Source organism: Armatimonadota bacterium (genome assembly GCA_031081585.1).
Classification (GTDB): Bacteria; Sysuimicrobiota; Sysuimicrobiia; order Sysuimicrobiales; family Humicultoraceae; genus Geohabitans; species Geohabitans tengchongensis.
Map to the genome: position 1 here is coordinate 1 of JAVHLY010000027.1, position 24694 is coordinate 24694.

The 24694-nt window shown below is 73.8% G+C and carries 40 protein-coding genes, 1 tRNA gene and 2 pseudogenes; 42 read left to right on the plus strand and 1 reads right to left on the minus strand.

Features of this window, described 5'->3' with window-relative positions; genetic code table 11:
* The 36 genes and pseudogenes from tuf to truA form a co-directional block, all read left to right on the plus strand.
* Positions 1–157 (plus strand): elongation factor Tu (tuf, locus tag RB146_10765; protein MDQ7829456.1); only part of this gene is annotated, 157 nt, incomplete at its 5' end.
* A gap of 88 nt (positions 158–245) precedes the next feature.
* Positions 246–551, plus strand: a complete 306-nt coding sequence (gene rpsJ, locus RB146_10770) for a 30S ribosomal protein S10 (GenBank protein ID MDQ7829457.1) — start codon at positions 246–248, stop codon at positions 549–551.
* A gap of 15 nt (positions 552–566) precedes the next feature.
* Positions 567–1268: a 50S ribosomal protein L3 gene (gene rplC, locus RB146_10775; GenBank protein ID MDQ7829458.1), complete on the plus strand. Its 702-nt coding sequence runs from the start codon at positions 567–569 to the stop codon at positions 1266–1268.
* Complete coding sequence (gene rplD, locus RB146_10780; GenBank protein ID MDQ7829459.1) at positions 1268–1912, plus strand: 50S ribosomal protein L4; 645 nt, start codon at positions 1268–1270, stop codon at positions 1910–1912. Before rplC ends, rplD begins: the two co-directional genes overlap by 1 nt.
* Positions 1902–2192 (plus strand): 50S ribosomal protein L23, encoded by a 291-nt coding sequence (rplW, locus tag RB146_10785; protein ID MDQ7829460.1) that lies wholly within the window; start codon positions 1902–1904, stop codon positions 2190–2192. Before rplD ends, rplW begins: the two co-directional genes overlap by 11 nt.
* A gap of 79 nt (positions 2193–2271) precedes the next feature.
* A complete protein-coding gene (gene rplB / locus RB146_10790) occupies positions 2272–3108 on the plus strand; it encodes a 50S ribosomal protein L2 (protein MDQ7829461.1) in 837 nt (278 codons plus the stop codon).
* Positions 3109–3112: 4 nt separating this feature from the next.
* Entirely contained in the window at positions 3113–3406 is a 294-nt protein-coding gene (rpsS, locus tag RB146_10795; GenBank protein MDQ7829462.1) for a 30S ribosomal protein S19, read from the plus strand.
* A gap of 5 nt (positions 3407–3411) precedes the next feature.
* The gene (gene rplV / locus RB146_10800; GenBank protein ID MDQ7829463.1) at positions 3412–3759 is read left to right on the plus strand and encodes a 50S ribosomal protein L22; all 348 of its coding nucleotides are present in this window, start codon (positions 3412–3414) and stop codon (positions 3757–3759) included.
* A gap of 28 nt (positions 3760–3787) precedes the next feature.
* A pseudogene (gene rpsC, locus RB146_10805) lies at positions 3788–4420 on the plus strand (30S ribosomal protein S3).
* A 136-nt stretch (positions 4421–4556) separates the two neighbouring features.
* The gene (rplP, locus tag RB146_10810; GenBank protein ID MDQ7829464.1) at positions 4557–4976 is read left to right on the plus strand and encodes a 50S ribosomal protein L16; all 420 of its coding nucleotides are present in this window, start codon (positions 4557–4559) and stop codon (positions 4974–4976) included.
* Complete coding sequence (gene rpmC / locus RB146_10815; GenBank protein ID MDQ7829465.1) at positions 4976–5167, plus strand: 50S ribosomal protein L29; 192 nt, start codon at positions 4976–4978, stop codon at positions 5165–5167. Before rplP ends, rpmC begins: the two co-directional genes overlap by 1 nt.
* Positions 5168–5425, plus strand: a pseudogene (gene rpsQ / locus RB146_10820) (30S ribosomal protein S17).
* A 113-nt stretch (positions 5426–5538) separates the two neighbouring features.
* The gene (gene rplN, locus RB146_10825; protein ID MDQ7829466.1) at positions 5539–5910 is read left to right on the plus strand and encodes a 50S ribosomal protein L14; all 372 of its coding nucleotides are present in this window, start codon (positions 5539–5541) and stop codon (positions 5908–5910) included.
* A 4-nt stretch (positions 5911–5914) separates the two neighbouring features.
* Positions 5915–6253 carry a 50S ribosomal protein L24 gene (gene rplX, locus RB146_10830; protein ID MDQ7829467.1) on the plus strand — a complete coding sequence of 113 codons (339 nt, stop codon included), beginning with the start codon at positions 5915–5917 and terminating at the stop codon, positions 6251–6253.
* A gap of 5 nt (positions 6254–6258) precedes the next feature.
* Positions 6259–6822: a 50S ribosomal protein L5 gene (gene rplE, locus RB146_10835; protein ID MDQ7829468.1), complete on the plus strand. Its 564-nt coding sequence runs from the start codon at positions 6259–6261 to the stop codon at positions 6820–6822.
* 19 nt (positions 6823–6841) lie between these two features.
* The gene (locus tag RB146_10840; GenBank protein MDQ7829469.1) at positions 6842–7027 is read left to right on the plus strand and encodes a type Z 30S ribosomal protein S14; all 186 of its coding nucleotides are present in this window, start codon (positions 6842–6844) and stop codon (positions 7025–7027) included.
* Between the two features lie 47 nt (positions 7028–7074).
* A complete protein-coding gene (gene rpsH / locus RB146_10845; GenBank protein ID MDQ7829470.1) occupies positions 7075–7470 on the plus strand; it encodes a 30S ribosomal protein S8 in 396 nt (131 codons plus the stop codon).
* Between the two features lie 9 nt (positions 7471–7479).
* The gene (rplF, locus tag RB146_10850; protein MDQ7829471.1) at positions 7480–8031 is read left to right on the plus strand and encodes a 50S ribosomal protein L6; all 552 of its coding nucleotides are present in this window, start codon (positions 7480–7482) and stop codon (positions 8029–8031) included.
* A 45-nt stretch (positions 8032–8076) separates the two neighbouring features.
* Entirely contained in the window at positions 8077–8445 is a 369-nt protein-coding gene (gene rplR / locus RB146_10855; GenBank protein MDQ7829472.1) for a 50S ribosomal protein L18, read from the plus strand.
* Positions 8446–8473: 28 nt separating this feature from the next.
* Positions 8474–9010: a 30S ribosomal protein S5 gene (gene rpsE, locus RB146_10860; GenBank protein ID MDQ7829473.1), complete on the plus strand. Its 537-nt coding sequence runs from the start codon at positions 8474–8476 to the stop codon at positions 9008–9010.
* A 24-nt stretch (positions 9011–9034) separates the two neighbouring features.
* Positions 9035–9526 (plus strand): 50S ribosomal protein L15, encoded by a 492-nt coding sequence (rplO, locus tag RB146_10865; GenBank protein MDQ7829474.1) that lies wholly within the window; start codon positions 9035–9037, stop codon positions 9524–9526.
* Entirely contained in the window at positions 9526–10806 is a 1281-nt protein-coding gene (gene secY / locus RB146_10870; GenBank protein MDQ7829475.1) for a preprotein translocase subunit SecY, read from the plus strand. Before rplO ends, secY begins: the two co-directional genes overlap by 1 nt.
* A 34-nt stretch (positions 10807–10840) precedes the next feature.
* Positions 10841–11521, plus strand: coding sequence for an adenylate kinase (locus RB146_10875; protein MDQ7829476.1), 681 nt, complete (start codon positions 10841–10843; stop codon positions 11519–11521).
* 13 nt (positions 11522–11534) lie between these two features.
* Positions 11535–12305 (plus strand): type I methionyl aminopeptidase, encoded by a 771-nt coding sequence (map, locus tag RB146_10880; protein MDQ7829477.1) that lies wholly within the window; start codon positions 11535–11537, stop codon positions 12303–12305.
* A gap of 39 nt (positions 12306–12344) precedes the next feature.
* Positions 12345–12644, plus strand: a complete 300-nt coding sequence (locus RB146_10885) for a KOW domain-containing RNA-binding protein (protein MDQ7829478.1) — start codon at positions 12345–12347, stop codon at positions 12642–12644.
* A gap of 19 nt (positions 12645–12663) precedes the next feature.
* The gene (gene infA, locus RB146_10890) at positions 12664–12882 is read left to right on the plus strand and encodes a translation initiation factor IF-1 (GenBank protein MDQ7829479.1); all 219 of its coding nucleotides are present in this window, start codon (positions 12664–12666) and stop codon (positions 12880–12882) included.
* Positions 12883–12983: 101 nt separating this feature from the next.
* Positions 12984–13097 carry a 50S ribosomal protein L36 gene (gene rpmJ / locus RB146_10895; GenBank protein ID MDQ7829480.1) on the plus strand — a complete coding sequence of 38 codons (114 nt, stop codon included), beginning with the start codon at positions 12984–12986 and terminating at the stop codon, positions 13095–13097.
* A gap of 91 nt (positions 13098–13188) precedes the next feature.
* The gene (gene rpsM / locus RB146_10900; protein ID MDQ7829481.1) at positions 13189–13584 is read left to right on the plus strand and encodes a 30S ribosomal protein S13; all 396 of its coding nucleotides are present in this window, start codon (positions 13189–13191) and stop codon (positions 13582–13584) included.
* Between the two features lie 113 nt (positions 13585–13697).
* Positions 13698–14084 (plus strand): 30S ribosomal protein S11, encoded by a 387-nt coding sequence (rpsK, locus tag RB146_10905; protein ID MDQ7829482.1) that lies wholly within the window; start codon positions 13698–13700, stop codon positions 14082–14084.
* Positions 14085–14088: 4 nt separating this feature from the next.
* Positions 14089–14712: a 30S ribosomal protein S4 gene (rpsD, locus tag RB146_10910; protein MDQ7829483.1), complete on the plus strand. Its 624-nt coding sequence runs from the start codon at positions 14089–14091 to the stop codon at positions 14710–14712.
* A 64-nt stretch (positions 14713–14776) separates the two neighbouring features.
* Positions 14777–15718 carry a DNA-directed RNA polymerase subunit alpha gene (locus tag RB146_10915; protein ID MDQ7829484.1) on the plus strand — a complete coding sequence of 314 codons (942 nt, stop codon included), beginning with the start codon at positions 14777–14779 and terminating at the stop codon, positions 15716–15718.
* A 27-nt stretch (positions 15719–15745) separates the two neighbouring features.
* Positions 15746–16102 (plus strand): 50S ribosomal protein L17, encoded by a 357-nt coding sequence (gene rplQ / locus RB146_10920; protein MDQ7829485.1) that lies wholly within the window; start codon positions 15746–15748, stop codon positions 16100–16102.
* A 48-nt stretch (positions 16103–16150) separates the two neighbouring features.
* Positions 16151–17002: an energy-coupling factor transporter ATPase gene (locus RB146_10925; protein MDQ7829486.1), complete on the plus strand. Its 852-nt coding sequence runs from the start codon at positions 16151–16153 to the stop codon at positions 17000–17002.
* Positions 16999–17874: an energy-coupling factor transporter ATPase gene (locus RB146_10930; GenBank protein ID MDQ7829487.1), complete on the plus strand. Its 876-nt coding sequence runs from the start codon at positions 16999–17001 to the stop codon at positions 17872–17874. Before RB146_10925 ends, RB146_10930 begins: the two co-directional genes overlap by 4 nt.
* 5 nt (positions 17875–17879) lie before the next feature.
* Positions 17880–18692: an energy-coupling factor transporter transmembrane protein EcfT gene (locus RB146_10935; protein ID MDQ7829488.1), complete on the plus strand. Its 813-nt coding sequence runs from the start codon at positions 17880–17882 to the stop codon at positions 18690–18692.
* A 28-nt stretch (positions 18693–18720) separates the two neighbouring features.
* A complete protein-coding gene (truA, locus tag RB146_10940) occupies positions 18721–19470 on the plus strand; it encodes a tRNA pseudouridine(38-40) synthase TruA (GenBank protein MDQ7829489.1) in 750 nt (249 codons plus the stop codon).
* 1 nt (position 19471) lies between these two features.
* Here the strand turns inward: truA and RB146_10945 are convergent, their stop codons facing one another.
* Positions 19472–20008, minus strand: coding sequence for a CAP domain-containing protein (locus RB146_10945; GenBank protein ID MDQ7829490.1), 537 nt, complete (start codon positions 20006–20008; stop codon positions 19472–19474).
* A 76-nt stretch (positions 20009–20084) separates the two neighbouring features.
* Between RB146_10945 and RB146_10950 the strand changes: the two genes are divergently transcribed.
* The 6 genes from RB146_10950 (at position 20085) to RB146_10975 (ending at position 24693) form a co-directional block, all read left to right on the plus strand.
* Positions 20085–20159, plus strand: a tRNA-Ile gene (locus RB146_10950).
* A gap of 168 nt (positions 20160–20327) precedes the next feature.
* Positions 20328–21098, plus strand: a complete 771-nt coding sequence (gene ubiE, locus RB146_10955; GenBank protein ID MDQ7829491.1) for a bifunctional demethylmenaquinone methyltransferase/2-methoxy-6-polyprenyl-1,4-benzoquinol methylase UbiE — start codon at positions 20328–20330, stop codon at positions 21096–21098.
* A gap of 79 nt (positions 21099–21177) precedes the next feature.
* Positions 21178–22032, plus strand: coding sequence for a bifunctional DNA-formamidopyrimidine glycosylase/DNA-(apurinic or apyrimidinic site) lyase (gene mutM / locus RB146_10960; protein MDQ7829492.1), 855 nt, complete (start codon positions 21178–21180; stop codon positions 22030–22032).
* Entirely contained in the window at positions 22029–22292 is a 264-nt protein-coding gene (locus tag RB146_10965; protein MDQ7829493.1) for an IreB family regulatory phosphoprotein, read from the plus strand. The genes mutM and RB146_10965 overlap by 4 nt, the downstream gene beginning before the upstream one ends.
* Before the next feature lie 46 nt (positions 22293–22338).
* A complete protein-coding gene (murA, locus tag RB146_10970) occupies positions 22339–23622 on the plus strand; it encodes a UDP-N-acetylglucosamine 1-carboxyvinyltransferase (protein ID MDQ7829494.1) in 1284 nt (427 codons plus the stop codon).
* A gap of 6 nt (positions 23623–23628) precedes the next feature.
* On the plus strand, positions 23629–24693 hold the full coding sequence (locus RB146_10975; GenBank protein ID MDQ7829495.1) for a sensor domain-containing diguanylate cyclase: 1065 nt from the start codon (positions 23629–23631) through the stop codon (positions 24691–24693).
* The last annotated feature ends 1 nt before the right edge of the window (position 24694 follow it).

Below are 24694 nucleotides of genomic sequence, written 5' to 3' on the forward strand. Positions count from 1 at the left end.
GCTGCCGGACGGGGTGGAGATGGTGATGCCGGGGGACAACGTGAACCTGGAGGTGGGGCTGATCACGCCGGTGGCGCTGGAGGAGGGGCTGCGGTTCGCGATCCGGGAGGGGGGGCGGACGGTGGGGGCCGGGGTGGTCACCCAGGTGCTGGAGTGAGGCGGGGGCGGGTGGCGGGAACGGCCGCGTCGGCGGGCCGTCGCGTCAGCGACCTGGAAGGCGGTTGGGGGCGGGTGGCGGGAACAAGATGAAGCAGCGGATCCGCATCAAGCTCAAGGCCTTCGACCACCGCGTCCTCGACCAGTCGGCGGAGAAGATCGTGGAGACCGTCCGCCGCACCGGGGCGCGGATCAGCGGGCCGGTGCCGCTGCCCACCGACCGGAGCGTCTACACCGTCATCCGGGGGCCGCACATCGACAAGGAGTCGATGGAGCACTTCGAGCTGCGTACGCACAAGCGGCTCATCGACATCCTCGAACCCACCCAGAAGACGGTGGACGCCCTGATGCACCTGGACCTGCCGGCGGGGGTGGACATCGAGATCAAGCTCTAGTCCATACGCGTTCGCATGGTGAACGCGTGTGCGGGAGCACCAGGGGCGAGGACGGAGGCTGTGACAGCGATCCTGGGACGGAAACTGGGCATGACCGAGCTCTTCGACGAGCGGGGTACGCGCATCCCCGTGACCCTGGTGGAGGCGGGTCCGGCCGTCGTCGTCGACGTGAAGACCGTCGAGCGCGACGGCTACGAGGCGGTCCAGCTGGGCTTCGGCGCCGCGCGGGAACGCCGCCTCCCCCGGCCGCTGCGCGGCGTCTTCGCCCGGGCGAAGGTGCCGCCGCAGCGCGTCCTCCGGGAGGTGCGGGGTCCGGCGGGGGAGGTTCGGCCGGGGCAGGTGGTGACCGTGGAGGTCTTCACGCCCGGTCAGCGCGTGGACGTCACCGGGACGAGCCGCGGCCGCGGCTTCGCCGGGGCGATGAAGCGCCACGGCTTCGCCGGGCAGCGCGACTCCCACGGCGTCTCGCTCATGCACCGCGCCGTGGGGTCGATCGGCTCCTCCGACGTCGGCCGCGTCTGGCCCGGCAAGCGCATGCCGGGACGGTTCGGCGGGGAGCGCGTGACCGTGCGGGGCCTGCGCGTGGAGAAGGTGGACCCCGAGCGGCACCTCCTCTACCTGCGCGGCGCCGTGCCCGGGGTACGGGGGAGCCTCCTGGTGATCCGGGCGGCCGCGGAGCCCGGAGCGCGGGCGGCCCGCGGCCGGGAGCAGCGGTGATGGTCAGGGCAGCGCTCTACGACGCCACCGGGACGCGGCAGGGCGAGGTGGAGCTCCCGGAGGCGGTCTTCGGCATCACCCCGAACGTGCCGGTGGTCCACGAGGTCCTCACCTGGCAGCTGGCCCGGCGGCGCCTGGGGACGCACAGCACCCGCACGCGCGGCGAGGTGCGTGGCGGCGGCCGCAAGCCCTGGCGGCAGAAGGGGACCGGGCGGGCGCGGCACGGCAGCCGCCGCTCGCCGCTGTGGGTGGGCGGCGGGATCACCTTCGGGCCGAAGCCGCGCGACTACGCCTACCCGCTGCCGCGGCGGGTGCGCCGGCTGGCGGTGCGGTCGGTCCTGGCCGACCGGGCGCGGGAGGGACGCCTGACCGTGGTGGACGGGCTCCCCCTGGCCGGGGGGCGGACGCGGGAGCTGGCCGGGTTCCTGGAGCGCCTGGGGCTGGCCGGCCGCAAGGTCCTGCTGGTGACCGAGCGCCACGACCCCATCGTGGTGCGGGCCGCGGCCAACCTCCCCGGGGTAACGGTGCTGACGGCGCGCACGCTCAACGTGCACGACCTAGTGACGCACCCGGACGTGCTCCTCACCCGGGAGGCGCTGGGCGCCGTGGCGGCGCTGTGGGGAGGGGAGCCCGATGGCCGCTGAGGCGCGGGAGATCATCCGGCGGCCCATCCTGACGGAGAAGAGCCTGCGGGGCACCGAGCTCGGCAAGTACACCTTTGAGGTGGCCCCGGGGGCCGACAAGATCGCCATCCGGCAGGCGGTGGAGCGCCTCTTCAACGTGCGGGTCGTGCGAGTGAACGTGGTGAACCTGCCCGGGCGGCAGAAGCGCCGCGGGCAGCACGTCTACCGGGCGCCGGGGCGGCGGAAGGCGGTGGTCACGCTGGCGCCAGGGGAGAAGATCGACCTGGAGAGCCTGACCTGAGTCGCCGCCCCGACGAAGTCGGGGGTGGCAGGCCCTGCCGGGTGCGAGAGATTCGTCGGAGCACGCGAGGAGCGCGACGATGGCCGTCAAGAAGTTCAAGCCGACGACGCCGGGGCGGCGGTTCATGACCGTCTCGACGTTCGAGGAGATCACGAAGACCGAGCCCGAGCGGACGCTGGTGGAGCCGCTGCGGCAGCGGGCCGGGCGCAACACCCAGGGCAAGGTGACGGTGCGCCACCGCGGCGGGGGCCACAAGCGACTGTACCGCGTGATCGACTTCAAGCGGGACAAGGACGGCGTCCCCGCCCGCGTCGCCGCCATCGAGTACGACCCGAACCGCTCCGCGCGGATCGCCCTGCTCCACTACGCCGACGGGGAGAAGCGGTACATCCTCGCCCCGGTGGGGCTGCAGGTGGGGGACCAGGTCACGTCGGGGCCGGGGGCGGAGATCCGCCCCGGGAACGCCCTGCCGCTGCGGGAGATCCCCACGGGGACGGTGGTGCACAACATCGAGCTGGAGCCGGGCCGCGGCGGTCAGCTCGTGCGGGCTGCGGGGGGCGGGGCCCAGGTGATGGCCAAGGAGGGGGGCTACGCCCACCTGCGCCTCCCCTCGGGGGAGGTGCGGCTGGTCTCCCTGGAGTGCAAGGCCACGGTGGGCCAGGTGGGCAACGTCGAGCACGAGGCGATCAAGCTCGGCAAGGCCGGGCGCAAGCGCTGGCTGGGCTGGCGACCGGCGGTGCGTGGCGTGGCCATGGACCCGGCCAGCCACCCCCACGGGGGCGGCGAAGGGCGCTCCCCCATCGGGATGCCCGGGCCGGTCAGCCCCTGGGGGAAGCCGACGCTGGGGGCGAAGACCCGCCGGCGCAAGCCCAGCGACAAGTTCATCGTGAAGCGTCGGACGAAGCAAGGCGGCTAGCGTCATGGGGCGGTCGAAGAAGAAGGGGCCGTTCGTGGACGCCCACCTCCTGGAGAAGGTGCGGGAGCTGAACCGCACCCGGGAGCGGCGGGTGATCAAGACCTGGTCCCGGCGCTCCACCATCCTGCCGGAGTTCGTGGGGCACACCATCGCCGTCTACGACGGGCGCAAGCACGTGCCCATCTACATCACCGAGCAGATGGTGGGGCACAAGCTGGGGGAGTTCGCCCCCACCCGCACTTTCCGCGGCCACGGGGCCGGCGGCGGAGCGGAGCGGACCACGACGGTGAAGGGGTAGGGGCCATGGGCGTTCGGGCCACGGCCAGGTACGTGCGCATCTCCCCGCGGAAGGTGCAGCGGGTGGCGGCGCTCATCCGGGGCCTGCCGGTGCGCGAGGCGGAGGCCCGGCTGCAGGTGCTGCCCCAGCGCGCCGCGCGGGTGCTGGCCAAAGTCCTGCGCTCGGCGGTGGCCAACGCCGAGCACAACGCCGAGCTGGCCCGCGACGACCTGGTGGTCACGCGGGCCTACGCCGACACCGGCCCCTCCCTGAAGCGGCTGATGCCGCGGGCGCGGGGGCGGGCGGACGTCATCGTCCGCCGCAGCAGCCATGTGACCGTGGAGGTCGACGAGCGGCGGGCGCCGGCCCGCTGAGGGGCGCGGGCGCCCCGGAGGTGTGCGCGTGGGGCAGAAGATCCATCCGGTCGGTCTGCGGGTCGGGATCATCCGGGACTGGGAGTCGCGCTGGTACGCCCGGCGCATGGCGCCGCTGATCCAGGAGGACCAGCAGATCCGGACGGCCATCAAGCAGAAGCTCCACCGGGCGGGGATCTCCCGCATCGAGATCGAGCGGGCGGCCAACCGCGTCCGCGTGACCATCCATGCCGCCCGGCCGGGGATCATCATCGGCCGCGGGGGGACGGGGATCGAGGCCCTGAAGAAGGAGCTGGAGGCCCTGACCGGCAAGGCCATCCAGCTCTCGGTGCAGGAGATCCGCCGGCCGGAGCTCGAGGCCCAGCTGGTGGCCGAGAACGTGGCGCAGCAGCTGGAGCGGCGCATCGCCTACCGGCGGGCCATGAAGCAGGCCGTGCAGCGCAGCCTGCGGGCCGGGGCGAAGGGGATCCGCATCGCCGCCTCCGGCCGGCTGGCCGGGGCGGAGATCGCCCGCTACGAGTGGTACCGGGAGGGGCGCGTGCCCCTGCACACGCTGCGCGCCGACATCGACTTCGGGGTGGCGGAGGCGCTCACCACCTACGGGCGGATCGGGGTCAAGGTGTGGATCTACCGGGGGGACATCCTCCCGGAGCCCCGGCGCGGGGAGCTGGAGCTGCGACGGCCCCCCCGGCCGGCGCCCGCCCTGCCGGCCGGGAATGGCACGGGCGAGCCCACCGTCATTCCCTCGCGGAGCGAACCGGTGGCGGTGCGCCGCCGGGAGGAGCCGTAGGCCGGCCATGTTGATGCCGAAGCGGACCAAGTACCGCAAGGCCCACCGGGGCACGCGCCGCGGGGTGGCCACGGCGGGGTCGAGCATCGCCTTCGGGGAGTACGCCCTGCAGGCGCTCGAGCCGGCCTGGCTGACCAGCGCCCAGATCGAGGCGGCCCGGCGGGCCATCACCCGCTTCATCAAGCGGGGCGGGAAGCTGTGGATCCGGGTCTTCCCGGACAAGCCGGTGACGAAGAAGCCGGCGGAGACCCGCATGGGCGGCGGTAAGGGCAACCCGGAGCTGTGGGTGGCGGTGGTGAAGCCCGGCCGGATCATCTTCGAGCTGGCGGGGGTGGAGGAGGCGGTGGCCCGGGAGGCCATGACACTGGCGGGGCACAAGCTGCCCATCAAGACGAAGTTCCTCACCCGCCCCGAGGTGATGGCGTGATGGCGCGCGCCGCGGAGCTGCGCGAGCTGACGGTGGAGGAGCTGCAGCGGCGCCTGGCGGATGCCCGCAAGGAGCTGTTCACGCTGCGCCTCAAGGTGGGGCCGCAGCGCAACACCGGCCGGATCCGCGAGCTGCGACGGGACGTGGCCCGCATGCTGCAGGTGCTGGCCGAGAAGGGAGTGCGGGCGTAGATGGCCGAGCGGGCGCACCGGCGCAAGGAGCTGACCGGGGTCGTGGTCAGCGACCGCATGGACAAGACCCGAGTGGTCCAGGTGGAGGCGCTCCGGCGCCACCCGCTCTACGAGAAGGCGGTGCGCCACGTCCGGCGGTACAAAGCGCACGACGAGACGAACGCGACCCGGGTCGGCGACGTCGTCCTCATCGCCGAGACGCGGCCGCTCAGCAAGGAGAAGCGCTGGCGCATCGTGCGGGTCCTGGAGCGGGCGCGCCTGGAGGCGGGGGAGGCGGGCGCCCTGGCCCTGGAGGAGCCGGTCCCGGCCGGCCGGGCGGCGCGGCGCCGGGCGGCCGGCTCGGGCGCCGAGGAGGGACGGAGGACGGAGCGATGATCCAGCAGCAGAGCCGCCTGAAGGTGGCGGACAACACGGGAGCCCGCGAGCTCCTGGTCATCCGGGTGCTCGGCGGGGGGCGGCGGCGCTACGCCACGGTGGGCGACGTCGTCGTGGGGAGCGTCAAGCAGGCCATCCCCAACAGCCCCGTCAAGAAGGGGGACGTGGTGAAGGCGGTGGTGGTGCGCACGACCAAGGAGGTGCGCCGGCCGGACGGCTCCTACATCCGGTTCGACGACAACGCCGCCGTCCTGCTCACCCCCGACGGGCAGAACCCGCGCGGGACCCGGATCTTCGGTCCGGTGGCCCGGGAGCTGCGGGAGCGGCAGTTCACCAAGATCATCTCGCTGGCGCCGGAGGTGCTCTGAGGCCATGGCGACGCCGGTGGCCCGCCGCCGCGTGCACGTACGCCGGGGCGACATGGTCGAGGTGGTGGGCGGCAGGTACCGGGGCAAGCGCGGGAAGGTCCTCAAGGTCTTCCCGGACGTCGGGCGGATCATCGTCGAGGGCGTGAACGTGGTCAAGCGCCACGCCAAGCCCTCCCCGAAGCATCCGCAGGGCGGCATCCTGGAGAAGGAGGCGCCGATCCCCAGCAGCAAGGTCATGCTCGTCTGCCCGCGCTGCGGGGAGGCGGTGCGCTTCGGCCACACCGTGACCGCCGAGGGTGTGAAGGTGCGGGTCTGCCGCCGCTGCGGCGAGCAGATCGGGTGAGGGACATGGCGGCACGGTTGAAGCTCCGGTACCGGCAGGAGGTCGTCCCCCGGCTGCGCGAGCGCTTCGGCTACCGCAACGTCATGGAGGTGCCCCGCGTCGAGAAGGTCGTGGTGAACATGCGCGTCGGGGAGGCGGTGCAGGACCCGCGGCAGATCGACAAGGCGGTGGAGGAGCTGGCCACCATCACCGGGCAGCGCCCGCTGGTGACCCGCGCCCGGAAGTCCATCGCCGCCTTTAAGCTGCGGGCCGGGATGCCCATCGGGGCCAAGGTCACCCTGCGCGGGGACCGGATGTACGAGTTCCTGGACAAGCTCTTCAACGTGGCGCTGCCGCGGATCAAGGACTTCAAGGGCGTCTCGGAGCGGGCCTTCGACGGCCGCGGGAACCTCAACCTGGGGGTGCGCGAGCAGCTCATCTTCCCGGAGATCGACTACGACAAGGTCGACCGGATCCGGGGGATGGACATCACCATCGTCACGACGGCACGGACCGACGAGGAGGCGCGCGAGCTGCTGCGCCTGTTGGGCCTCCCGCTGCGGGAGGCGGCGCCGGCCGGGGCGGCGTAGGCGGAGGCGAGGAGGCGGGATGGCCAAGAAGGCACTGCTGAACAAGTGGCGGCGCACGCCGAAGTTCCGGGTGCGGGCCTACTCGCGCTGCCTGCGCTGCGGGCGGCCCCGGGCGGTCTTCCGCCGCTTCGGCCTGTGCCGCATCTGCCTGCGCGAGCTGGCCCACCGGGGCGAGATCCCCGGCCTGGTGAAGGCGAGCTGGTGAGGAGGCGCGCAGGGCGTGGCGGACGAGGAGGCAGGGCCGTGGGCGGAGTGGTCACCGACACCATCGCAGACATGCTGACCCGACTGCGCAACGCCAGCCGGGCCCGGCACGAGTTCGTGGACGTGCCGGCCAGCCGGCTGAAGCTGGAGATCGCCCGCATCCTCAAGCAGGAGGGGTTCATCGCCGACGTCCAGCAGATCGACCGCCGCCCGCAGCCGGTACTGCGGATCGTGCTGCGGTACGGCCCGCAGCGCGAGCCGGTGCTGACCGGCATCCGACGGGTGAGCCGGCCGGGGCTGCGCATCTACCGGCGCCGCACCGAGATCCCCCGGGTGCGCGGCGGGCTGGGGGTGGCCATCCTCTCCACCTCCCGCGGGCTGATGACCGACCGCGAGGCCCGGCGGCAGGGCGTCGGGGGCGAGGTCCTGGCCTACGTCTGGTAGGAGGTGGCGATGTCACGCATCGGCAAGGCTCCGATTCCCCTGCCGCCCGGCGTCCAGGTCACGGTGACCGGCCAGCGGGTGGCGGTGCAGGGGCCGCGGGGTGCGCTGGAGCGGGTGGTGCACCCGGACCTGCAGGTGGAGGTGCAGGACGGGACGCTGCTCGTGCGCCGCCCGACCGACCAGCGCCACCACCGCGCCCTCCACGGCCTCACCCGGGCCTTGCTGGCCAACATGGTGCGCGGGGTGACGGAGGGCTACCGCGTGGAGCTGGAGATCCACGGCGTCGGCTACCGCGCGGCGCGTCAGGGCGACCGGCTGGTCCTGCAGGTGGGGTTCTCCCACCCGGTGGAGATCGCGCCGCCGCCCGGGATCACCTTCGAGGTCCCCGCCCCCAACCGGGTGGTGGTGAGCGGCATCGACCGGGAGCTGGTGGGCCAGGTGGCCGCGCGGGTCCGCGCCGTCCGGCCCCCCGACGCCTACAAGGGCAAGGGGATCCGCTACCTGGGCGAGCGCGTCAAGCTGAAGCCGGGGAAGGCCGGGCGCGCGGCCGGCAAGGCGTAGGGGCACCGGCCCGGGGACGGGCGGTGCGGCAGGGAGTGGCAGAGGATGATCAAGCGTCAGGATCGCAACGTGCTGCGCCAGCGACGTCACCGGCGCGTGCGCCAGCGGGTGCACGGGACGCCGGAGCGCCCCCGGCTCTCGGTCTTCCGCAGCCTGGCGCACATCTACGCCCAGGTGGTGGACGACACCACCGGACGGACGCTCGCGGCGGCCTCGACCCTCGACCCCGAGATCCGGGGCGAGGTGCGGGGCAAGCGCAAGAGCGAGGCCAGCCGCCTGGTGGGCCTGCTGGTGGCGCGGCGGGCGCAGGCCAAGGGGATCCGCCGGGTCGTCTTCGACCGCGGCGGCTACCTCTACCACGGGCGGGTGCGGGCGCTCGCCGAAGGGGCCCGCGAGGGCGGGCTGGAGTTCTAGCGCTGGAGGTCCCGGCACAGGAGGCGGCATGGCCAGAGGGCGGATCGACCCGGAGAGCGTTACCCTGACCACCGAGAAGACGGTGTGGATCAACCGCGTCGCCAAGGTCACCAAGGGGGCGAAGCGCTTCAACTTCAGCGCGCTGGTGGTCGTGGGGGACGAGCAGGGGCACGCCGGGGTGGGGCTGGGGAAGGCGGCCGAGGTCCCCGACGCCATCCGCAAGGCGGTCGAGGACGCCAAGAAGCACCTGTTCGAGGTCCCGCGCATGGGGACGACCATCCCCCACGAGGTCATCGGCCGGTACGGGGCGGCGCGGGTGCTGCTCAAGCCCGCCTCCGAGGGGACCGGGGTCATCGCCGGCGGACCGGTGCGCGCCGTCCTGGAGGCGGCCGGGATCAAGGACATCCTGACGAAGTCGCTCGGCTCGAGCAATCCCATCAACCAGGCCCGGGCCACCGTGGCCGGGCTGCTGGAGCTGCGCCGCCCCGAGGAGGTCGCGGCCATCCGCGGCAAGCGCGTCGAGGAGCTGGTGCCGCGCCGGCGGCGCGAGGCCCTGGTACGGTAGCGCGGGAGGACCAGCGAGGCGATCATGGCGATCCGCAGCGACACGCTCACACCGGCGCCCGGGGCCCGGCGACGGCGGCGGCGCGTGGGCCGCGGCCTGGGCTCGGGCCGCGGGGTCTACGCCGGGCGCGGCCGCAAGGGGCAGCGCGCCCGCTCCGGGTCCGGTCCCCGGCCCGGGTTCGAGGGCGGCCAGACGCCCCTGGCCAAGCGCCTGCCCTTCCGCCGCGGGGTGCGCGCCGGCGGCAGCGTCATGACCGGCGGCCCACCGCGGCGGCGGCCGGCCGAAGTCCAGGTGCGCGCACTGGCGCGCTTCCCCGCCGGGAGTGAGGTCACCGAGGCCGCGCTCCGCGAGGCGGGGCTGGTGGACCGCGGGCCGGTGCGCGTCATCGGCCGCGGGCCGCTCCCCCACCCCTTGGTGGTGCGCGTGGCGGGGGTGACCCGAGGCGCGCGCGCCGCCATCGAGGCGGCGGGGGGTCGGGTGGAGGTAGCCGGCCGGCGGCGGGAGGGAGCGCGCTGATGGCGGTCGCCCAGGTCCGCTCGCTGAGCAACCCGCTGCGCATCCCCGACCTGCGCCGACGGCTCCTCTTCACGGCGGTGATGCTGGTGCTCTACCGCCTGGGCGCCCACCTGCCCGTCCCCGGCGTGGACGTGCGGGCGCTGGAGCGCCTCTTCCGCCAGCAGGGCAGCCTCTTCTCCTTCTTCGACCTCTTCGTGGGCGGCGCCCTATCGAACTTCGCCCTCTTCGCCCTGGGGGTCTTCCCCTACATCACCGCCTCCATCATCATGAGCCTCCTCCAGGTGGTCTTCCCCCGCCTGAAGGAGCTGGCGCAGGAGGAGGGGGAGGCGGGGCGGCGCAAGCTGGGCTACTACACCCGCTACCTCACCGTCGTCCTGGCGGTGCTGCAGGGCATCGGCCAGCTCTTCCTCATCCGGAGCCAGGGCGCCGTCCCGGACGCCCGGCCGCTGACGCTGGGGACCATCGTCATCACGCTGGTGGCCGGGACGATGCTGCTCACCTGGATGGGGGAGATCATGACCGAGTACGGGGTGGGCAACGGGGTCTCCCTGATCATCTTCGGGGGGATCGTGGCCCGCCTGCCCGACCGCATCGGCCGCACCATCGCGCTGGTCCGCGTGGGGGAGATCCCCTGGTACGCCTTCCTCCTGGACATCGCCATCGTGGTGGTCTCCATCGTGGCCGTGGTGGCCATCACCCAGGCGGTGCGCCGCATCCCCGTCCAGTACGCCAAGCGGGTGGTGGGGCGGCGCGTCTACGGCGGGCAGTCCACCCACCTGCCCATGCGGCTCATCCAGGCCGGCGTGATCCCGATCATCTTCGCCATCTCCGTGCTGCAGTTCCCCCAGACCATCGCCCAGTTCACGCCCTACGAGTGGCTGCGCCGCTACGCCCAGATGATCCTCCCCGGCTTCTGGCTGGGCGACCTGCTCTACTTCGTGCTGATCATCGTCTTCACGTACTTCTACACGGCGGTCTCCTTCGACCCCAACGACATCGCCAACAACATCAAGAAGTACGGCGGGTTCATCCCGGGCATCCGCCCGGGGCGGCCCACCAGCGAGTACCTGGCGCGCGTCACCGAGCGCCTGACCTTCGTGGGGGCGCTCATCCTGGCCGTCATCGCCGTCCTCCCCATCTACCTCTCCCAAGGGCAGGGCGCCCTGACCTTCTACCTGGCCGGGACCTCGCTCCTCATCGTCGTCGGCGTGGCCCTGGAGACGATGAAGCAGATCGAGGCCTACGTGCTCATGCGCCACTACGAAGGGTTCATGCGGTGACGGCCCCGCCCGCGGTGCCCGCCGGGTCCCGCGCGTGAACGTCATCGTCATCGGCCCGCACGGCGCCGGCAAGGGGACCCAGGCGCGCCTCGTGGCGGCCCGCTGGGGGATCCCGCACATCGCCACGGGGGACATGCTGCGGGAGGCGGCGGCGGCGGGGACGCCGCTCGGCCTGGAGGCCCGCCGCTACATGGACGCGGGCGAGCTGGTGCCCGACGAGGTGATGATCGGCATCGTCGAGGAGCGCCTGGCCCAGCCGGACGCGCGTGCGGGCTTTATCCTGGACGGCTTCCCCCGCACCATCCCGCAGGCGGAGGCGCTGGAGCGGGCGCTGGCCCGGCAGGGGCGGCGGATCGACCGGGTGGTGGAGTTCCTGGTGCGCGAGGAGACGCTGGTGGAGCGGGTGAGCGGGCGCCGGGTGTGCCGGGCGGCCGGCCACATCTACCACGTTGCGTTCCGGCCGCCGCGCGTCCCCGGCGTGTGCGACGTCGACGGGAGCCCGCTCTACCAGCGGGAGGACGACCGGCCCGAGGCGGTGCGACGGCGGGTGGAGGTCTACCGCCAGCAGACCACCCCGGTGGTGGACTTCTACCGGGCGCGCAGCGTCTATGCGGCCCTGGACGCCGAAGGCGAGGTGGAAGAGGTCTACGCCCGCCTGGAGCGGGTCCTGCGGGCGCCGTCCGACGCCGGCCTGCCGGCCGGGGGGCGGGAGTGAGACCGGCCGGGTCATGGTGATCCTGAAGACGCCGGAGGAGATCGAGCGGATGCGCCGGGCCGGCCAGCTGGCGGCGGCCGCGCTGGACGAGGTGGCGCGGGCGGTCCGGCCGGGGATCACCGGGGAGGCCCTCGACCGCCTGGCCGAGACCTTCATCCGCGACCACGGCGGGGTCCCCTCCTTCAAGCACTACCGGGGGTTCCCGGCCTCCATCTGCCTCTCGGTCGACGACGAGGTGGTCCACGGGATCCCCGACCGCACCCCGCTGCGCGAGGGGTCGATCGTCTCCATCGACCTGGGGGTGCTGCTGGACGGGTTCCACGGCGACGTGGCCCGCACCGTGGCGGTGGGGGAGATCGACCGCCTCACCGCCCGGCTCCTGGCGGTGGCGGAGGAGGCGCTGTGGGCGGGCATCCGGGAGGCCCGGGAGGGGCGCACCCTGGGGGACCTGGGGTTCGCCATCCAGCAGGTGGTGGAAGCGGCCGGGTTCGCCGTGGTGCGGGACTTCGCCGGGCACGGGATCGGGCGCGCCCTCCACGAGGAGCCCCAGGTGCCCAACTACGGCACCCCGGGGACGGGGCTGCGGCTGCGCCGGGGGATGACGCTGGCCGTCGAGCCCATGGTGAACGCGGGGACGGCCGAGGTGCGGCTGGCCCGGGACGGGTGGACGGTGCGGACGCGGGACCGCCGCCGCTCCGCCCACTTCGAGCACACCGTGGCGGTGGGGGCGGACGGGCCCGACGTCCTCACCTGGACGCCCGTCGCGCAGGCGCGTATACTATAAGTTCGTGTCGAGATGGCGCAGGAGGAGCTACTGGGGCAGGTGGTAACCTCGCGGGCCGGCCGCGACCGGGGCCGGACCTACGTCGTCGTGGGCACCGCGGGCGCCGACATGGTCCTGGTGGCGGACGGGCAGCGCCGGGGGATGGACCGGCCGAAGAAGAAGAACGTGCGTCACCTGATCCTGCACGGGCCGGCGCCGGACCTCGTCGAGAAGCTGCGGGCGGGGCAGCCGTTGCGGGACGAGGAGGTCCGGAGCGCGCTGGAACGGCTGGCGCCGCCCGCGCCCACCGGCGGGACGCCGGGGCGGACGGCGCGGGGCGGGGAGGGGCCGCGGCCGTGAGGGCCGCCGGGGAGGCCGGATGGCCAAGAAGGATCTGATCGAGGTCGAGGGGACGGTCTCGGAGGTCCTGCCCAACGCGATGTTCCGGGTGGAGCTGCCCACGGGGCACAAGGTCCTGGCGCACATCTCCGGCAAGATGCGGATCAACTTCATCCGCATCCTGCCGGGGGACCGGGTGAAGGTGGAGCTCTCCCCCTACGACCCGTCGCGCGGGCGGATCACCTATCGCTATCGGTGACGGCGGCCGCCGTCACCCCTGCCGGACGGACGGGGCCCGGGGAGGTCGGCGGGCGTGGCGGTGTGAGGGCATTCGGGCGGGGTCCGGGCGGAGGGAGCGACATGAAGGTGCGGGCATCGGTGCGGCGGATGTGCGAGAAGTGCAAGGTCGTCAGGCGCGGCCGGCGCGTTCTCGTCATCTGCGAGAACCCGAAGCACAAGCAGAAGCAGGGGTGATCGCGCCGCCGGGACCGTCGGCACGGCGGGAGGAGCCGGGCCGGGGCGCCTGCGGCCCGGGAGGCCAGCGCGAGGAGGGAGCGGAGGAGCCATGGCACGGATCGCGGGGGTGGACCTGCCGCGGGACAAGCGGGTGGAGGTGGCCCTGACGTACATCTACGGGATCGGGCTGAGCCGGGCCCGCCAGATCCTGGCGGCGACCGGGGTCAACCCGGACACCCGGGTGCGCAACCTGAGCGAGGACGAGGTCACGCGGCTGCGCGAGTACATCGACCGGCACTTCAAGGTCGAGGGGGACCTGCGCCGCGACGTGGCCATGGACATCCGCCGCCTGGTGGAGATCGGCTCCTACCGGGGCCTGCGCCACCGCCGCGGCCTCCCCGTGCGGGGGCAGCGGACGCGGACCAACGCGCGCACGCGCAAGGGCCCCAAGAAGACGGTGGCCGGGCGGCGCAAGGCGGCCAGCCCCACCGGGCTGGGGCGCTGACGGCGCCGGCGCGGTGGCCCGCCCACGGGCGACCAGCGCGCGGTGTGGGCTGTCCAGGGCCGGGGAGCGTGAGGGGCCGCCCACGGGCGGGAGCGTGAGGTGAGGAGGAGCGGATGACGAAGAAGCCACGCGGTCGACGCAAGGAGCGCAAGCACGTCCCGGCGGGCGTCGCGCACATCCAGTCGACCTTCAACAACACCATCGTGACCATCACCGACCCCCAGGGGCAGGTGCTGGCCTGGGCCAGCGCCGGGACCGCGGGGTTCAAGGGGTCCCGCAAGGGGACGCCCTTCGCCGCAGGGCTCGCCGCCGAGTCAGCGGCGCGCAAGGCCATGGAGCACGGGGTGCGGCAGGTGGAGGTCTACGTGCGCGGGCCGGGGGCCGGGCGCGAGGCGGCCATCCGCTCCCTCCAGGCCGCCGGGCTGGAGGTCAGCCTGATCAAGGACGTCACCCCCATCCCGCACGACGGCTGCCGGCCGCCCAAGCGCCGGCGGGTATAGCGCCATGGGACGGTACACGGGCTCGGTCTGCCGCCTCTGCCGCCGGGAGGGGATGAAGCTCTACCTCAAGGGCGAGAAGTGCTACACGGAGAAGTGCCCGGTGCACAAGCGGCCCACGCCGCCAGGAATGCACGGGCCCAGCCGGCGCAAGCCCAGCGAGTTCGGCATCCGGCTGCGGGAGAAGCAGAAGCTGCGCCGCATCTACGGCGTGCTGGAGACGCAGTTCAAGAACTACTTCCAGCAGGCGGCCCGGGCCAAGGGGGTTACGGGCACTCGGCTGCTCCAGCTGCTGGAGACGCGGCTGGACAACGTGGTCTACCGCCTGGGCGTGGCCGCCTCCCGCAAGGAGGCGCGCCAGCTGGTCGCCCACGGGCACATCGCCGTGAACGGCCGGAAGGTGACGATCCCCTCCTACCAGGTCCGCCCCGGCGAGGTGGTGGGGCTGACCCCCTCCGGGCGGGAGCACCCGCGCATCAAGGAGCTGACCGCCGCCCTCACCCGGCCGGTCCCCTCCTGGCTCGAGTGGCACCCGGAGCGGCTGGAGGGGCGCGTGCTGGCGCTGCCGGCGCGGGAAGAGATCGACGTGCCGGTCCAGGAGCAGCTGATCGTCGAGTACTACTCGCGGTGAGCGGGGCGGGCGCCAGCCCCGGCCGCCGCACCGAGCGGGGGAGGCAGGCATGAGCATCGCATCGATCTGGGACGTGCCGACCAAGCCGAAGGTGGAGTACGCCGAGCTCTCGGACACCTACGGCAAGTTCGTCGTGGAGCCGCTGGAGCGTGGCTTCGGCGTCACCCTGGGCAACGCCCTGCGCCGGGTGCTCCTCTCCTCCATCTCCGGCGCGGCCGTCACCTCGGTGAAGATCGAGGGCGTGCTGCACGAGTTCACCACGGTGCCGGGCGTCGTCGAGGACGTCACGCAGATCATCCTCAACCTCAAGGAGCTGACGCTGCGGCTGCACACGGACAAGCCCAAGCTCCTCCGCCTGGAGGTGACGGGTAAGCGGGACGTGACCGCCGGGGACATCCAGGCCGACAGCGAGGTGGAGATCCTCAACCCGGACCTGCACCTGGCCACGCTGGACCGGCGGGACGCCCGCCTGGCCATGGAGATCATGGTCGAGCGCGGCAAGGGCTACGTCCCGGCGGAGCGCCACCGCAAGAGCGAGCACGTCATCGGCGTCATCCCGGTGGACTCCATCTTCTCCCCGGTGCAGAAGGTGAACTACGTCGTCGAGGACACCCGCGTCGGGCAGGCCACCGACTTCGACCGGCTGGTCCTGGAGGTCTGGACCGACGGCTCGGTCCGCCCGGAGGAGGCGGTGCAGCAGGCCGCCCGCATCCTGATCGACTTCTTCAAGCTCTTCGCCGGCCTGGCCGACGAGGAGGGCGGGGCCGGCGGCGACGCCGGCAGCGACAGCGAGCTGGCCCGCCTCTACAGCATGCCCATCGAGGAGCTCGACCTCTCCGTCCGTCCCTACAACTGCCTCAAGCGCGCCGGCATCAACACCGTGGGGGACCTGGCCTCCCGCACCGAGGAGGAGGTCGTGAACGTCAAGAACTTCGGGCGGAAGTCGCTGGACGAGGTCAAGGAGAAGCTGGCGGCCATCGGGCTGTCGCTCCGGCAGCGGGAGTAGCCGCACGGCGGCGTGGAGGTTGGGAGGATGGGCTGGGGGGCCAAGGGACGGAAGCTGGGCCGGGACACGGGGGAGCGGGCGGCGCTCTTCCGCCAGCTCGTCGGCGCCCTGATCCTGCACGAGCGCGTCGAGACCACGGTGGCCAAGGCGAAGGAGACGAAGAAGATCGCCGACAGCCTCATCGCCCTGGCCGCCCGGGGCGATCTCCACGCCCGGCGGCAGGCCCGCCGCATCCTCACCGACCCGCAGGCCCTGCGCCGCCTCTTCAGCGAGGTCGCCCCCCGCTATTCGGCCGCCCGGGGCGGGTACACGCGCGTGGTACGGACGCGCACCCGCCGCGGGGACAACGCCCCCCTGGCGGTGGTGGAGCTGGTCCCGAAGTAGCCGCAGCGGGGGCCGGAGGCCCGCACCCTGAGCGCTGAGCCTCCCCTCATCGAGGTCGAGGACCTCGTCTACACCTACCATGCGGGCACGCCCGAGGCGCGTCCGGCCCTGGCCGGGGTCTCCCTCACGGTGCGGCGGGGGGAGTACCTCGCCGTGGTCGGGCCCAACGGCTCCGGCAAGTCCACCCTGGCCCGCTGCCTGAACGCGCTGCTGCGCCCCACCGCCGGGCGCGTGGTGGTAGATGGGCTCGACACGCGGGACCCGGAGACGGTGTGGGCCGTCCGGCAGCGCGTGGGGCTCGTCTTCCAGAATCCTGACAACCAGCTCGTGGCCACGGTCGTGGAGGAGGACGTGGCCTTCGGCCCCGAGAACCTCGGGCTCCCCCCGGCGGAGATCCGGCGGCGGGTCGACGAGGCCCTGCGCGTCGTGGAGATGCTCCCCTACCGGCGCCACGCGCCTCACCTCCTCTCCGGCGGCCAGAAGCAGCGCGTGGCCATCGCCGGGATTCTGGCTATGCGGCCCCAGTGCATCGTGCTGGATGAGGCCACCGCCATGCTCGACCCGCGGGGGCGGGCCGAGGTCCTGGCCACGGTGCGCCGCCTGCGGGAGGCGGCCGGGATCGCAGTCGTGCACATCACCCACCACATGGAGGAGGCGGTGCGGGCGGACCGGGTCGTGGTCCTGGACGGGGGGCGCATCGCGCGCGCCGGTCCCCCGCGCGAGGTCTTCGCCGACCCCGAGGCGCTGCGGCGGCTGCGGCTGGTCCCCCCACCCGTCCTGGAGCTGGGCTGGGCGCTGCGCGCCGCGGGGGTGGCGCTGGACGGGCCGCCCCTTACCGTGGAGGAGCTGGTGGCCGCCCTGGCGGCGGCGGCGGAGCGGGCGGGGCGCGCGCCGGCGTGATCCGCGTCGTCGACGTCCACCACACCTACCTGGCCGGCACCCCCATGGCTACCGAGGCGTTGCGGGGGATCTCCCTGGAGATCCCCGACGGGCAGCGCCTGGGCCTCATCGGCCCTACCGGCTCGGGGAAGTCCACGCTCGTCCAGACCTTCAACGCCCTCATCCGCCCCACCCGGGGGCGCGTCGAGGTGGACGGCGTGGACATCTTTGCGCCGGAGGTGCAGCAGCGGCGCATCCGCCAGCGGGTGGCCCTGCTCTTCCAGTACCCGGAGTACCAGCTCTTCGAGGAGACGGTCCTGGAGGACGTGGCCTTCGGCCCGCGCAACCTGGGGCTCGCGCCCGATGAGGCCCGGGCGCGGGCCGCGGAGGCCCTGCGCCTCGTGGGCCTCGACCCGGCGGTCTTCGGTCCCCGCTCCCCCTTCGCCCTCTCCGGCGGGGAGATGCGCCGCGTGGCGCTGGCCGGGGTGCTGGCCATGGAGCCGCAGACGCTCATCCTGGACGAGCCCACGGCCGGGCTCGACCCGCAGGGGAAGGCGGAGCTGCTCGACCTGGTGGAGGCCCTGCACCGGCGCCGCGGCCTCACCCTGGTCCTCATCACCCACAACATGGACGAGGTGGCCCGCCTGACCGAGCGGGTGGTGGTGCTGGCGGCGGGGCAGGTGGTGATGGACGGCCCGACGCGGGAGGTCTTCGCCCGCGCGGACGAGCTGGTGGCTCTCGACCTGGACATCCCCCAGCCGGCGCAGGTCCTGCGGGGGTTGCGGCGGCGCGGGCTGGCCGTGCGCGTCGACGCCCTCACCGTGGCCGAGGCGCGCGACGAGATCCTGCGGGTGCTGGGGACCCCGCCCGCGCCGGGGGAGGAGGAGCGCTAGTGGCCCTGCGCGCCGTGCCCATCGGCCAGTACCTGCCGCGCGACAGCGCGGTGCACCGCCTCGACCCGCGCACGAAGATCCTGGCCACGACGGTGCTCACGGTGGCGGTCTTCCTGGTGGGGACCTTCCTCGGCCACGCCCTCTTCGCCGCGGTCGTGGCGGGGCTCATCCTGGTGAGCCGCATCCCGCCGCGCACCGTGCTGGCCGGCTTGCGCCCGGTGCTCTTCCTGCTCCTCCTCACCGTCTTGCTCAACCTGCTCTTCAGCGGGACGACGGGGAGCCGGGTGCTCCTGCGGATGGGGCCGGTGGTGCTCACCGTCGAGGCGGTCACGCGGGCCGTCTTCGTGGGGCTGCGCCTGCTCCTCCTGGTCGTCGTCACCTCGCTCTTCACCTACACGACCTCGCCCATGGAGCTGACCGACGGGATGGAGCGGCTGCTGCGCCCCTTCCGCCGGGTGGGCGTGCCCGGCCACGAGCTGGCGATGATGATGTCCATCGCCCTGCGCTTCATCCCCACGCTCCTGGAGGAGGCGGAGCGCATCATGAAGGCGCAGATGGCCCGCGGGGCGGAGTTCGGGCGGGGCAACCTGGTCCAGCGGGCCCGGGCCCTCCTGCCGATCCTGGTGCCGCTCTTCGTCAGCGCCTTCCGCCGGGCCGACGAGCTGGCCCTGGCGATGGAGGCGCGGGGCTACCGCGGCGGGGAGGGGCGGACGCGGATGCGGGAGCTGCGCTTCGGCGCCCGCGACCTCGTGGCCGCGGTGGTCACCGTGATGGTGGTGCTGCTGGTGGCGCTCCCCGGGCGGGTGGCGTGGCGGTAGAGCCCTCCGGCGAAAGCGGGGGTCACCGATGCGCACCCTGAAGCTCACCCTGGAGTACGACGGCACCGACTTCGTCGGGTGGCAGCGGCAGCGCCGCGGGCGATCGGTGCAGGCCGCGGTGGAGGAGGCCTGCGCCCGCCTTACCCAGGTCCCCACCCGCGTCGTGGCCGCCGGGCGCACCGACGCCGGCGTCCACGCCCTCGGCCAGGTGGCCCACCTCCGCACCACGAGCCCGCTGGCGCCGGAGCGGGTGCGGGACGGCCTCAACGCCCTCCTCCCCCGGGACGTGACGGTGCGGGCCGTGGAGGAGGCGCCCGAGCGCTTCCACGCCCGGTACGACGCCCGGTACCGCGTCTACCGGTACGCGGTGCTGCGGCGGGCGGCCCCCTCGGCGTTGCTGCGCCGGTACGCCCTGCACCTGCCGGAGCCGCTGGACCTGGACCGCATGCGCGCCGTCGCCCGGGTGCTGGAGGGGCGCCACGACTTCCGGGCCTTCGCCGCGGCGGGCACGCCGCGGCGGTCGACCGTCTGCACCGTGCTGCACGTGGGGCTGGCCGAGGACGGCGACCTGGTGCGGCTCACGGTCGCCGCCGACCGCTTCCTGCGCCACATGGTGCGCATGCTGGTGGGGACGCTGCTGCGGGTGGGCCGGGGGACGCTGGCGCCCGACCAGGTGCAGGCGTGGCTCACCCACGGCGAAGTGGGTGCCGCCGGCCCGGCGGCTCCGCCCCACGGGCTGTACCTGGTGCACGTCGGGTACGATACGCCGGCCGGTTGAATCAGCGGGCGAAGGCCTGGACGACGATGACGCCGTCCTCGCCGCCGTCGAGGACCCCGACGCCGATCACCCGCCAGACCGGCGAGAGGATGTTGCGGCGGTGCGCGGGGCTGGCCATGAGCGCCTGATGGGCCGCCAGCACGTCCGTGGCGTAGGCCAGGTTCTCCCCCACCAGCGTGACCCGCACTCCTGCGGCGGCCAGCCGGTCGCGGACCGACCGGCCGTCCAGGGAGTAGTGGGAGAGGTAGCCGAAGGTGAACATCTCGCGGCCGTGCGCCCGGGCGCTCTCCCGCAGCGCCGGATCGGGCAGGAGCGCGCGCACGCCGGCGAGGGTGCGCTCATGGTTCACCAGGTCGATCACCCGCTGCTCCAGGACGACATTGGCACGGGCGTCGGGCCGCCGGGCGGGCAGGGCGTAGCGGACCCGGGTGTCGGTGCCGAGGACGCCCGGGCCCCAAGACGAGGCCAGGGTGCCGGTCAGGAGGAGGACGAGGAGCAGGGCGCGGCGAAGGGCGGCCACCATCTCGCCCTGGGACATGCCCACCCGACCCGGGCGGTAGTCTGCGCCAGGAGCGCACCCTGTTTCTCCGGAAGGGGGTTATAATGGGCCGCGAGGGCCCGTAGCTCAAGGGTAGAGCAGCGCCCTCATAAGGCGCCGGTTCCTGGTTCGACCCCAGGCGGGCCCACCAGGCTCCCCTCCCGACCAGCATGCGGTGGCGCCGGATGCTGTGGGGAGTGTGCTCTTCACCGGGGGAGGCCACCAAAGCGCCGTGCCTGAGCCACCGCCGCCCACTGAGCCCAGGCAGGGGTCCGGAGCGACCACCACCCCCGTCCATGCCGACGACGCTCAGCCCCCCGTGCCCCTGACCGGCCTGGCTGCAGGCCGCCGCCTGCTCCCGCCGCAGTCCCGGGTCGCCTACGTGCGGGTGATGTTCAGCGCCATCGCCCCCCGGTACGACCTGACCAACACGGTGATCAGCGTCGGGCTGCACCGGCGGTGGAAGCGGGAGACGGTACGGCTCCTGGCCCCGCCCCCGGGCGCGCGCGTCGTGGACGTCTGCTGCGGCACCGGCGACCTGGCCCGGCTCCTGGCTGAGGCTGTGGGCACCCAGGGACAGGTGGTCGGCGTCGACTTTGCCGCCCCGATGGTCCGCCTGGCCAGGCGCCGGAGGCGGCAGGGGGACGGCGCCCGGCCCTCCCCGGGAGGAGGAACGGCGGCCTCTATCGCCTACCTGGTGGGCGACGCCCTGACCCTGCCCTTCCCCGATGCCACCTTCGATGGGGTGACGGTCGGCTTCGGGCTGCGCAACCTGGCCGACCCGCTGGCCGGACTGCGGGAGTTGCGGCGGGTCCTGCGTCCGGGCGGGCGCCTGGCCGTCCTGGAGTTTGCCCGCGTCCGTCGTCCACTGCTCCGGGCCCTCTACGACCTCTACTCCTTCACCCTGCTGGCCACGCTCGGCCGGCTCGTCTCCCGCCACCCCGACGCCTACCTGTACCTGCCGGTCTCGGTGCGCCACTGGCCCGACCAGGCCGGGGTGCTCAAGATGATGGGGGAGGCGGGGTTTCAGGATCCCCGGGCACGCGACCTGGCCGGCGGCATCGTGGCCGTCTACACGGCGCAGGCCTGAGGCCCGCGCCCGGCCACGCATACCGGAAGGCCGGCCCAGCGGCACCGCTGGGGCCCGGATCCCCCCTCGACCGGAGGCGATGCCGGAACTCCCCGACGTCGAGGTGGTCGCCCGCAGGCTGCGGCCGCGGCTGGTGGGCCGGCGGATCGAGGGGCTGGCCTACCTGGCCCCGCCGACCCCTGCCGGCCGGCTGGCGGTCCGCTCGCCCGACCGCGAGACCTTCGCCAGGCAGGTGCGCGGCCGGCGGGTGACCCGCGTCGGCCGCCGCGGCAAGTACCTCCTCCTGTCCCTCGAGGGCGGGGACGTGCTGGCGGTGCACCTGCGCATGACCGGGGACCTGATCGTGGCCCCGCGCCGGGAGCCCCGGCCTCCGCACACGCGGCTGGCCCTGGCCCTCGATGGAGAGGAGGAGCTGCGCTTCGTGGACCAGCGGCGGTTCGGCCACGTCGACCTCCTGCCAGACGGCCGCGTGCAGGCCTCCCTGGGGCCGCTCGGGCTTGAGCCGCTCGGCCGGGCCCTCACGCCGGCGCGGCTGCGCGCGCTCCTGCGGGGCCGGCGCGGCACGCTCAAGCCCCTGCTGCTGCGCCAGGACCTGATCGCCGGCATCGGGAATATCTATGCTGACGAGATCCTCTTCCAGGCGCGGCTCCACCCAGCCCGACGGGTGGAGCAGCTGGGGCCTGCGGAGATCCGTCGACTCCACCAGGCGATTCGCCGCGTCCTTGGCCGCGCGGTGCGGGCGGGGATGCGGGAGGGGGAGCCGGCGGGTGACCTCCTGCGGGTGCGGGATCGGGCGGGATCCTGCCCCCGGTGCCGGGGACGCCTCGCGGTCGTGCGGCTCGGCGGGCGAGGGACCGTCTTCTGTCCTCGCTGCCAGCCTCCGGCGGTCTCGGTCCCCAGGCATCGGGGTATGGAATCGCGGGGGGGACGATGACGGAGCAGGAGCGCACGGGCGTCTTCCGGCTGGGGGCGCCACCCCTGCGGGACGTCCGCGACGTCCTGGCCTACGTCTACGCGGCGCTCGCGGAAAAGGGGTACAACCCGGTGGACCAGATCGTCGGCTACCTCCTCTCGGGTGACCCCACCTACATCACCAGCCACCGCGACGCCCGCACCGTGATCCGCCAGGTCGACCGCCTGGCGCTGCTCGAGGAGCTGGTGCGCACCTACGTCCAGGAGCGCCTGCACCCCTGAGGCGCTCGGGGGCCACGGCGGGGCCGGCCCCGCAGGGAGGTCCGCAGTGGAACGGATCGTCATCAACGGGGGCCACCCGCTGCGCGGCACCGTCCGGGTCTCCGGTGCCAAGAACTCCTCGCTGGCCGTCATGGTGGCGGCCTGTCTCGCCCCCGACGTCTCGGTGCTGGAGAACGTCCCCCACTGCCAGGACGTCCTCACCCTGAGCGAGATCCTGCAGGGCCTGGGCGTGCGCATCGACTTCGCCGGCGGGCGCATGGTCATCGACGCCCGCGAGCTGCGCGGCCACCGGCCGGCCTACGACTTGGTGCGTCGGATGCGGGCCTCCTTCTACACGGCCGGGCTGCTGCTCGGGCGCCTGGGCCGGGCCGAGGTGCCGCTGCCGGGCGGGTGCTCCATCGGCTCGCGCCCGGTGGACTTCCACATGCGCGGCTTCGCCGCGCTGGGCGCCGAGGTGACCACCGAGCACGGCTACATGAAGGCGACCCTCGGCCGGCGCACCCGGCTGCGGGCCACGCAGTTCTACGTCCCCCGCAGCAGCGTAGGCACGACCATCAACCTGATGATGGCCGCCAGCCTGGCCCGCGGCACCACCCGGCTGCAGAACGCCGCCCGCGAGCCCGAGGTGGTCGACACCGCCGTCTTCCTGAACCTCATGGGCGCCCGCGTGCGCGGCGCCGGCACGGATACCATCACCATCCAGGGGGTCCCGGCGCTGCACGGCGCCCAGTACGCGATCATCCCCGACCGCATCGAGGCCGGCACCTACCTGCTCTGCGGCGTCGCCACCGGGGGGGACGTCCAGGTGGCCGGGCTCATCCCCGAGCACCTGCAGGCGCTGCTGGCGAAGCTGGCGGAGGCGGGGGCGGAGATCCTGGTGGAACCGGACGGGGTGCGCGTGCGCGTCACGGGTGAGCTGAGCGGCGTGGACGTGGACACCGCCCCCTACCCGGGCTTCGCCACCGACCTCCACCCGCCGCTCGTCGCCGCGCTGACCCGCGCCCGCGGCGTCTCCACCGTGCGCGAGACCATCTACGAGTCGCGCTTCGGGTACGTCGACGAGCTGCGTCGGCTCGGCGCCGACATCCGCCTCGACGGGGATACCGTGCACGTCCACGGTGTCCCGACCCTCACCGGGGCCCCCGTCGAGGCCCTCGACATCCGGGCCGGCGCGGCCGTCGTCATCGGCGGACTGGCGGCGACGGGGACGACCGAGGTCAGCGGCATCGAGAACATCGACCGCGGCTACGAGGGGATGGTGGCGAAGCTGCGGGGGCTGGGGGCTCAGGTCTTCCGCGTCGGCGGCGAGGTCGCCCTGGAAGTCGTCTGACCGGCCATGGCCGACCGGCCCCAGCCTGACCCGGACCCCCAGGCGTCCCTCCCGCAGATCGTGCAGAACGCCCTGCCCGGGCTCCTCGATGTGGCCCGCCGCCTGCTCCGCCCGCGCAACCTGCGCGAGGTCCTGGAGGAGATCCTCGACCAGATCGTCGGCCTCTTCGGCTACAGCATCGCCGCCGTCCTGCTGGTCGACGAGCCCGCCCGCGAGCTCTACATCGAGGCGCACCGCAGCGTCGACCCCGCCTTCGCGGCCACGCGCCGCTTCCGCATCGGCACGGAGGGGATCGTCGGGCACGTGGCTGCCACGGGCGAGGCCTTCTACGCCCCCGACGTCCGCCGGGAGCCCCGCTACGTCGAGGGGGCAGCCGGAGTGCAGTCGGAGCTGGCCCTGCCGCTGGTGGTGGACGGGCGGGTGATCGGCGTCCTGGACGTGGAGAGCACGGCGGAGGACGACTTCCCCCCGACGGTGCGCGCCGTCCTGGAGGCGTTCGCCACGCTGGCCGCGCTGGCCATCGTGCGGGCCCGCCGCGACGACGAGCTCACCGCCCAGGCCCTGCGCGACGGGCTCACCGGGCTGGTGAACCACCGGGGCCTGTGGGAGGCGCTGCAGCGGGAACTGGCACGGATGGAGCGCACCGGTGAGGAAGTCGCGGTGGTGCTCTTCGAGGTGGACCGGTTCAAGCAGGTGAACGACCGCTACGGCCACCTGGCCGGCGACGCCGTGCTGCGGGCGGTGGCGGACGTCCTGCGCACCAGCAGCCGGGGGATGGACCTGGCCGCCCGCTTCGGCGGGGACGAGTTCGTCACGGTGTTGCCGCGGGCCTCTTCGGCCGTGGCGGTCGAGGTGGCCGACCGCATCCGCCGGCGCATCGCCGCCCTGGAGGTCCAGGGGATCCGCGTGACGGTGAGCGCCGGGGTGGCCGTGGCCCCCGAGCACGGCCGGAACCCCGACGACCTGCTGGAGGCGGCGGACCGGGCCATGTACGCGGCCAAGCGCGCGGGCGGCAACCTGGTGGGGACGCCCGGTCCGGCGATCGTCCTCGTCGGCGAGTCCACCCTGTGAG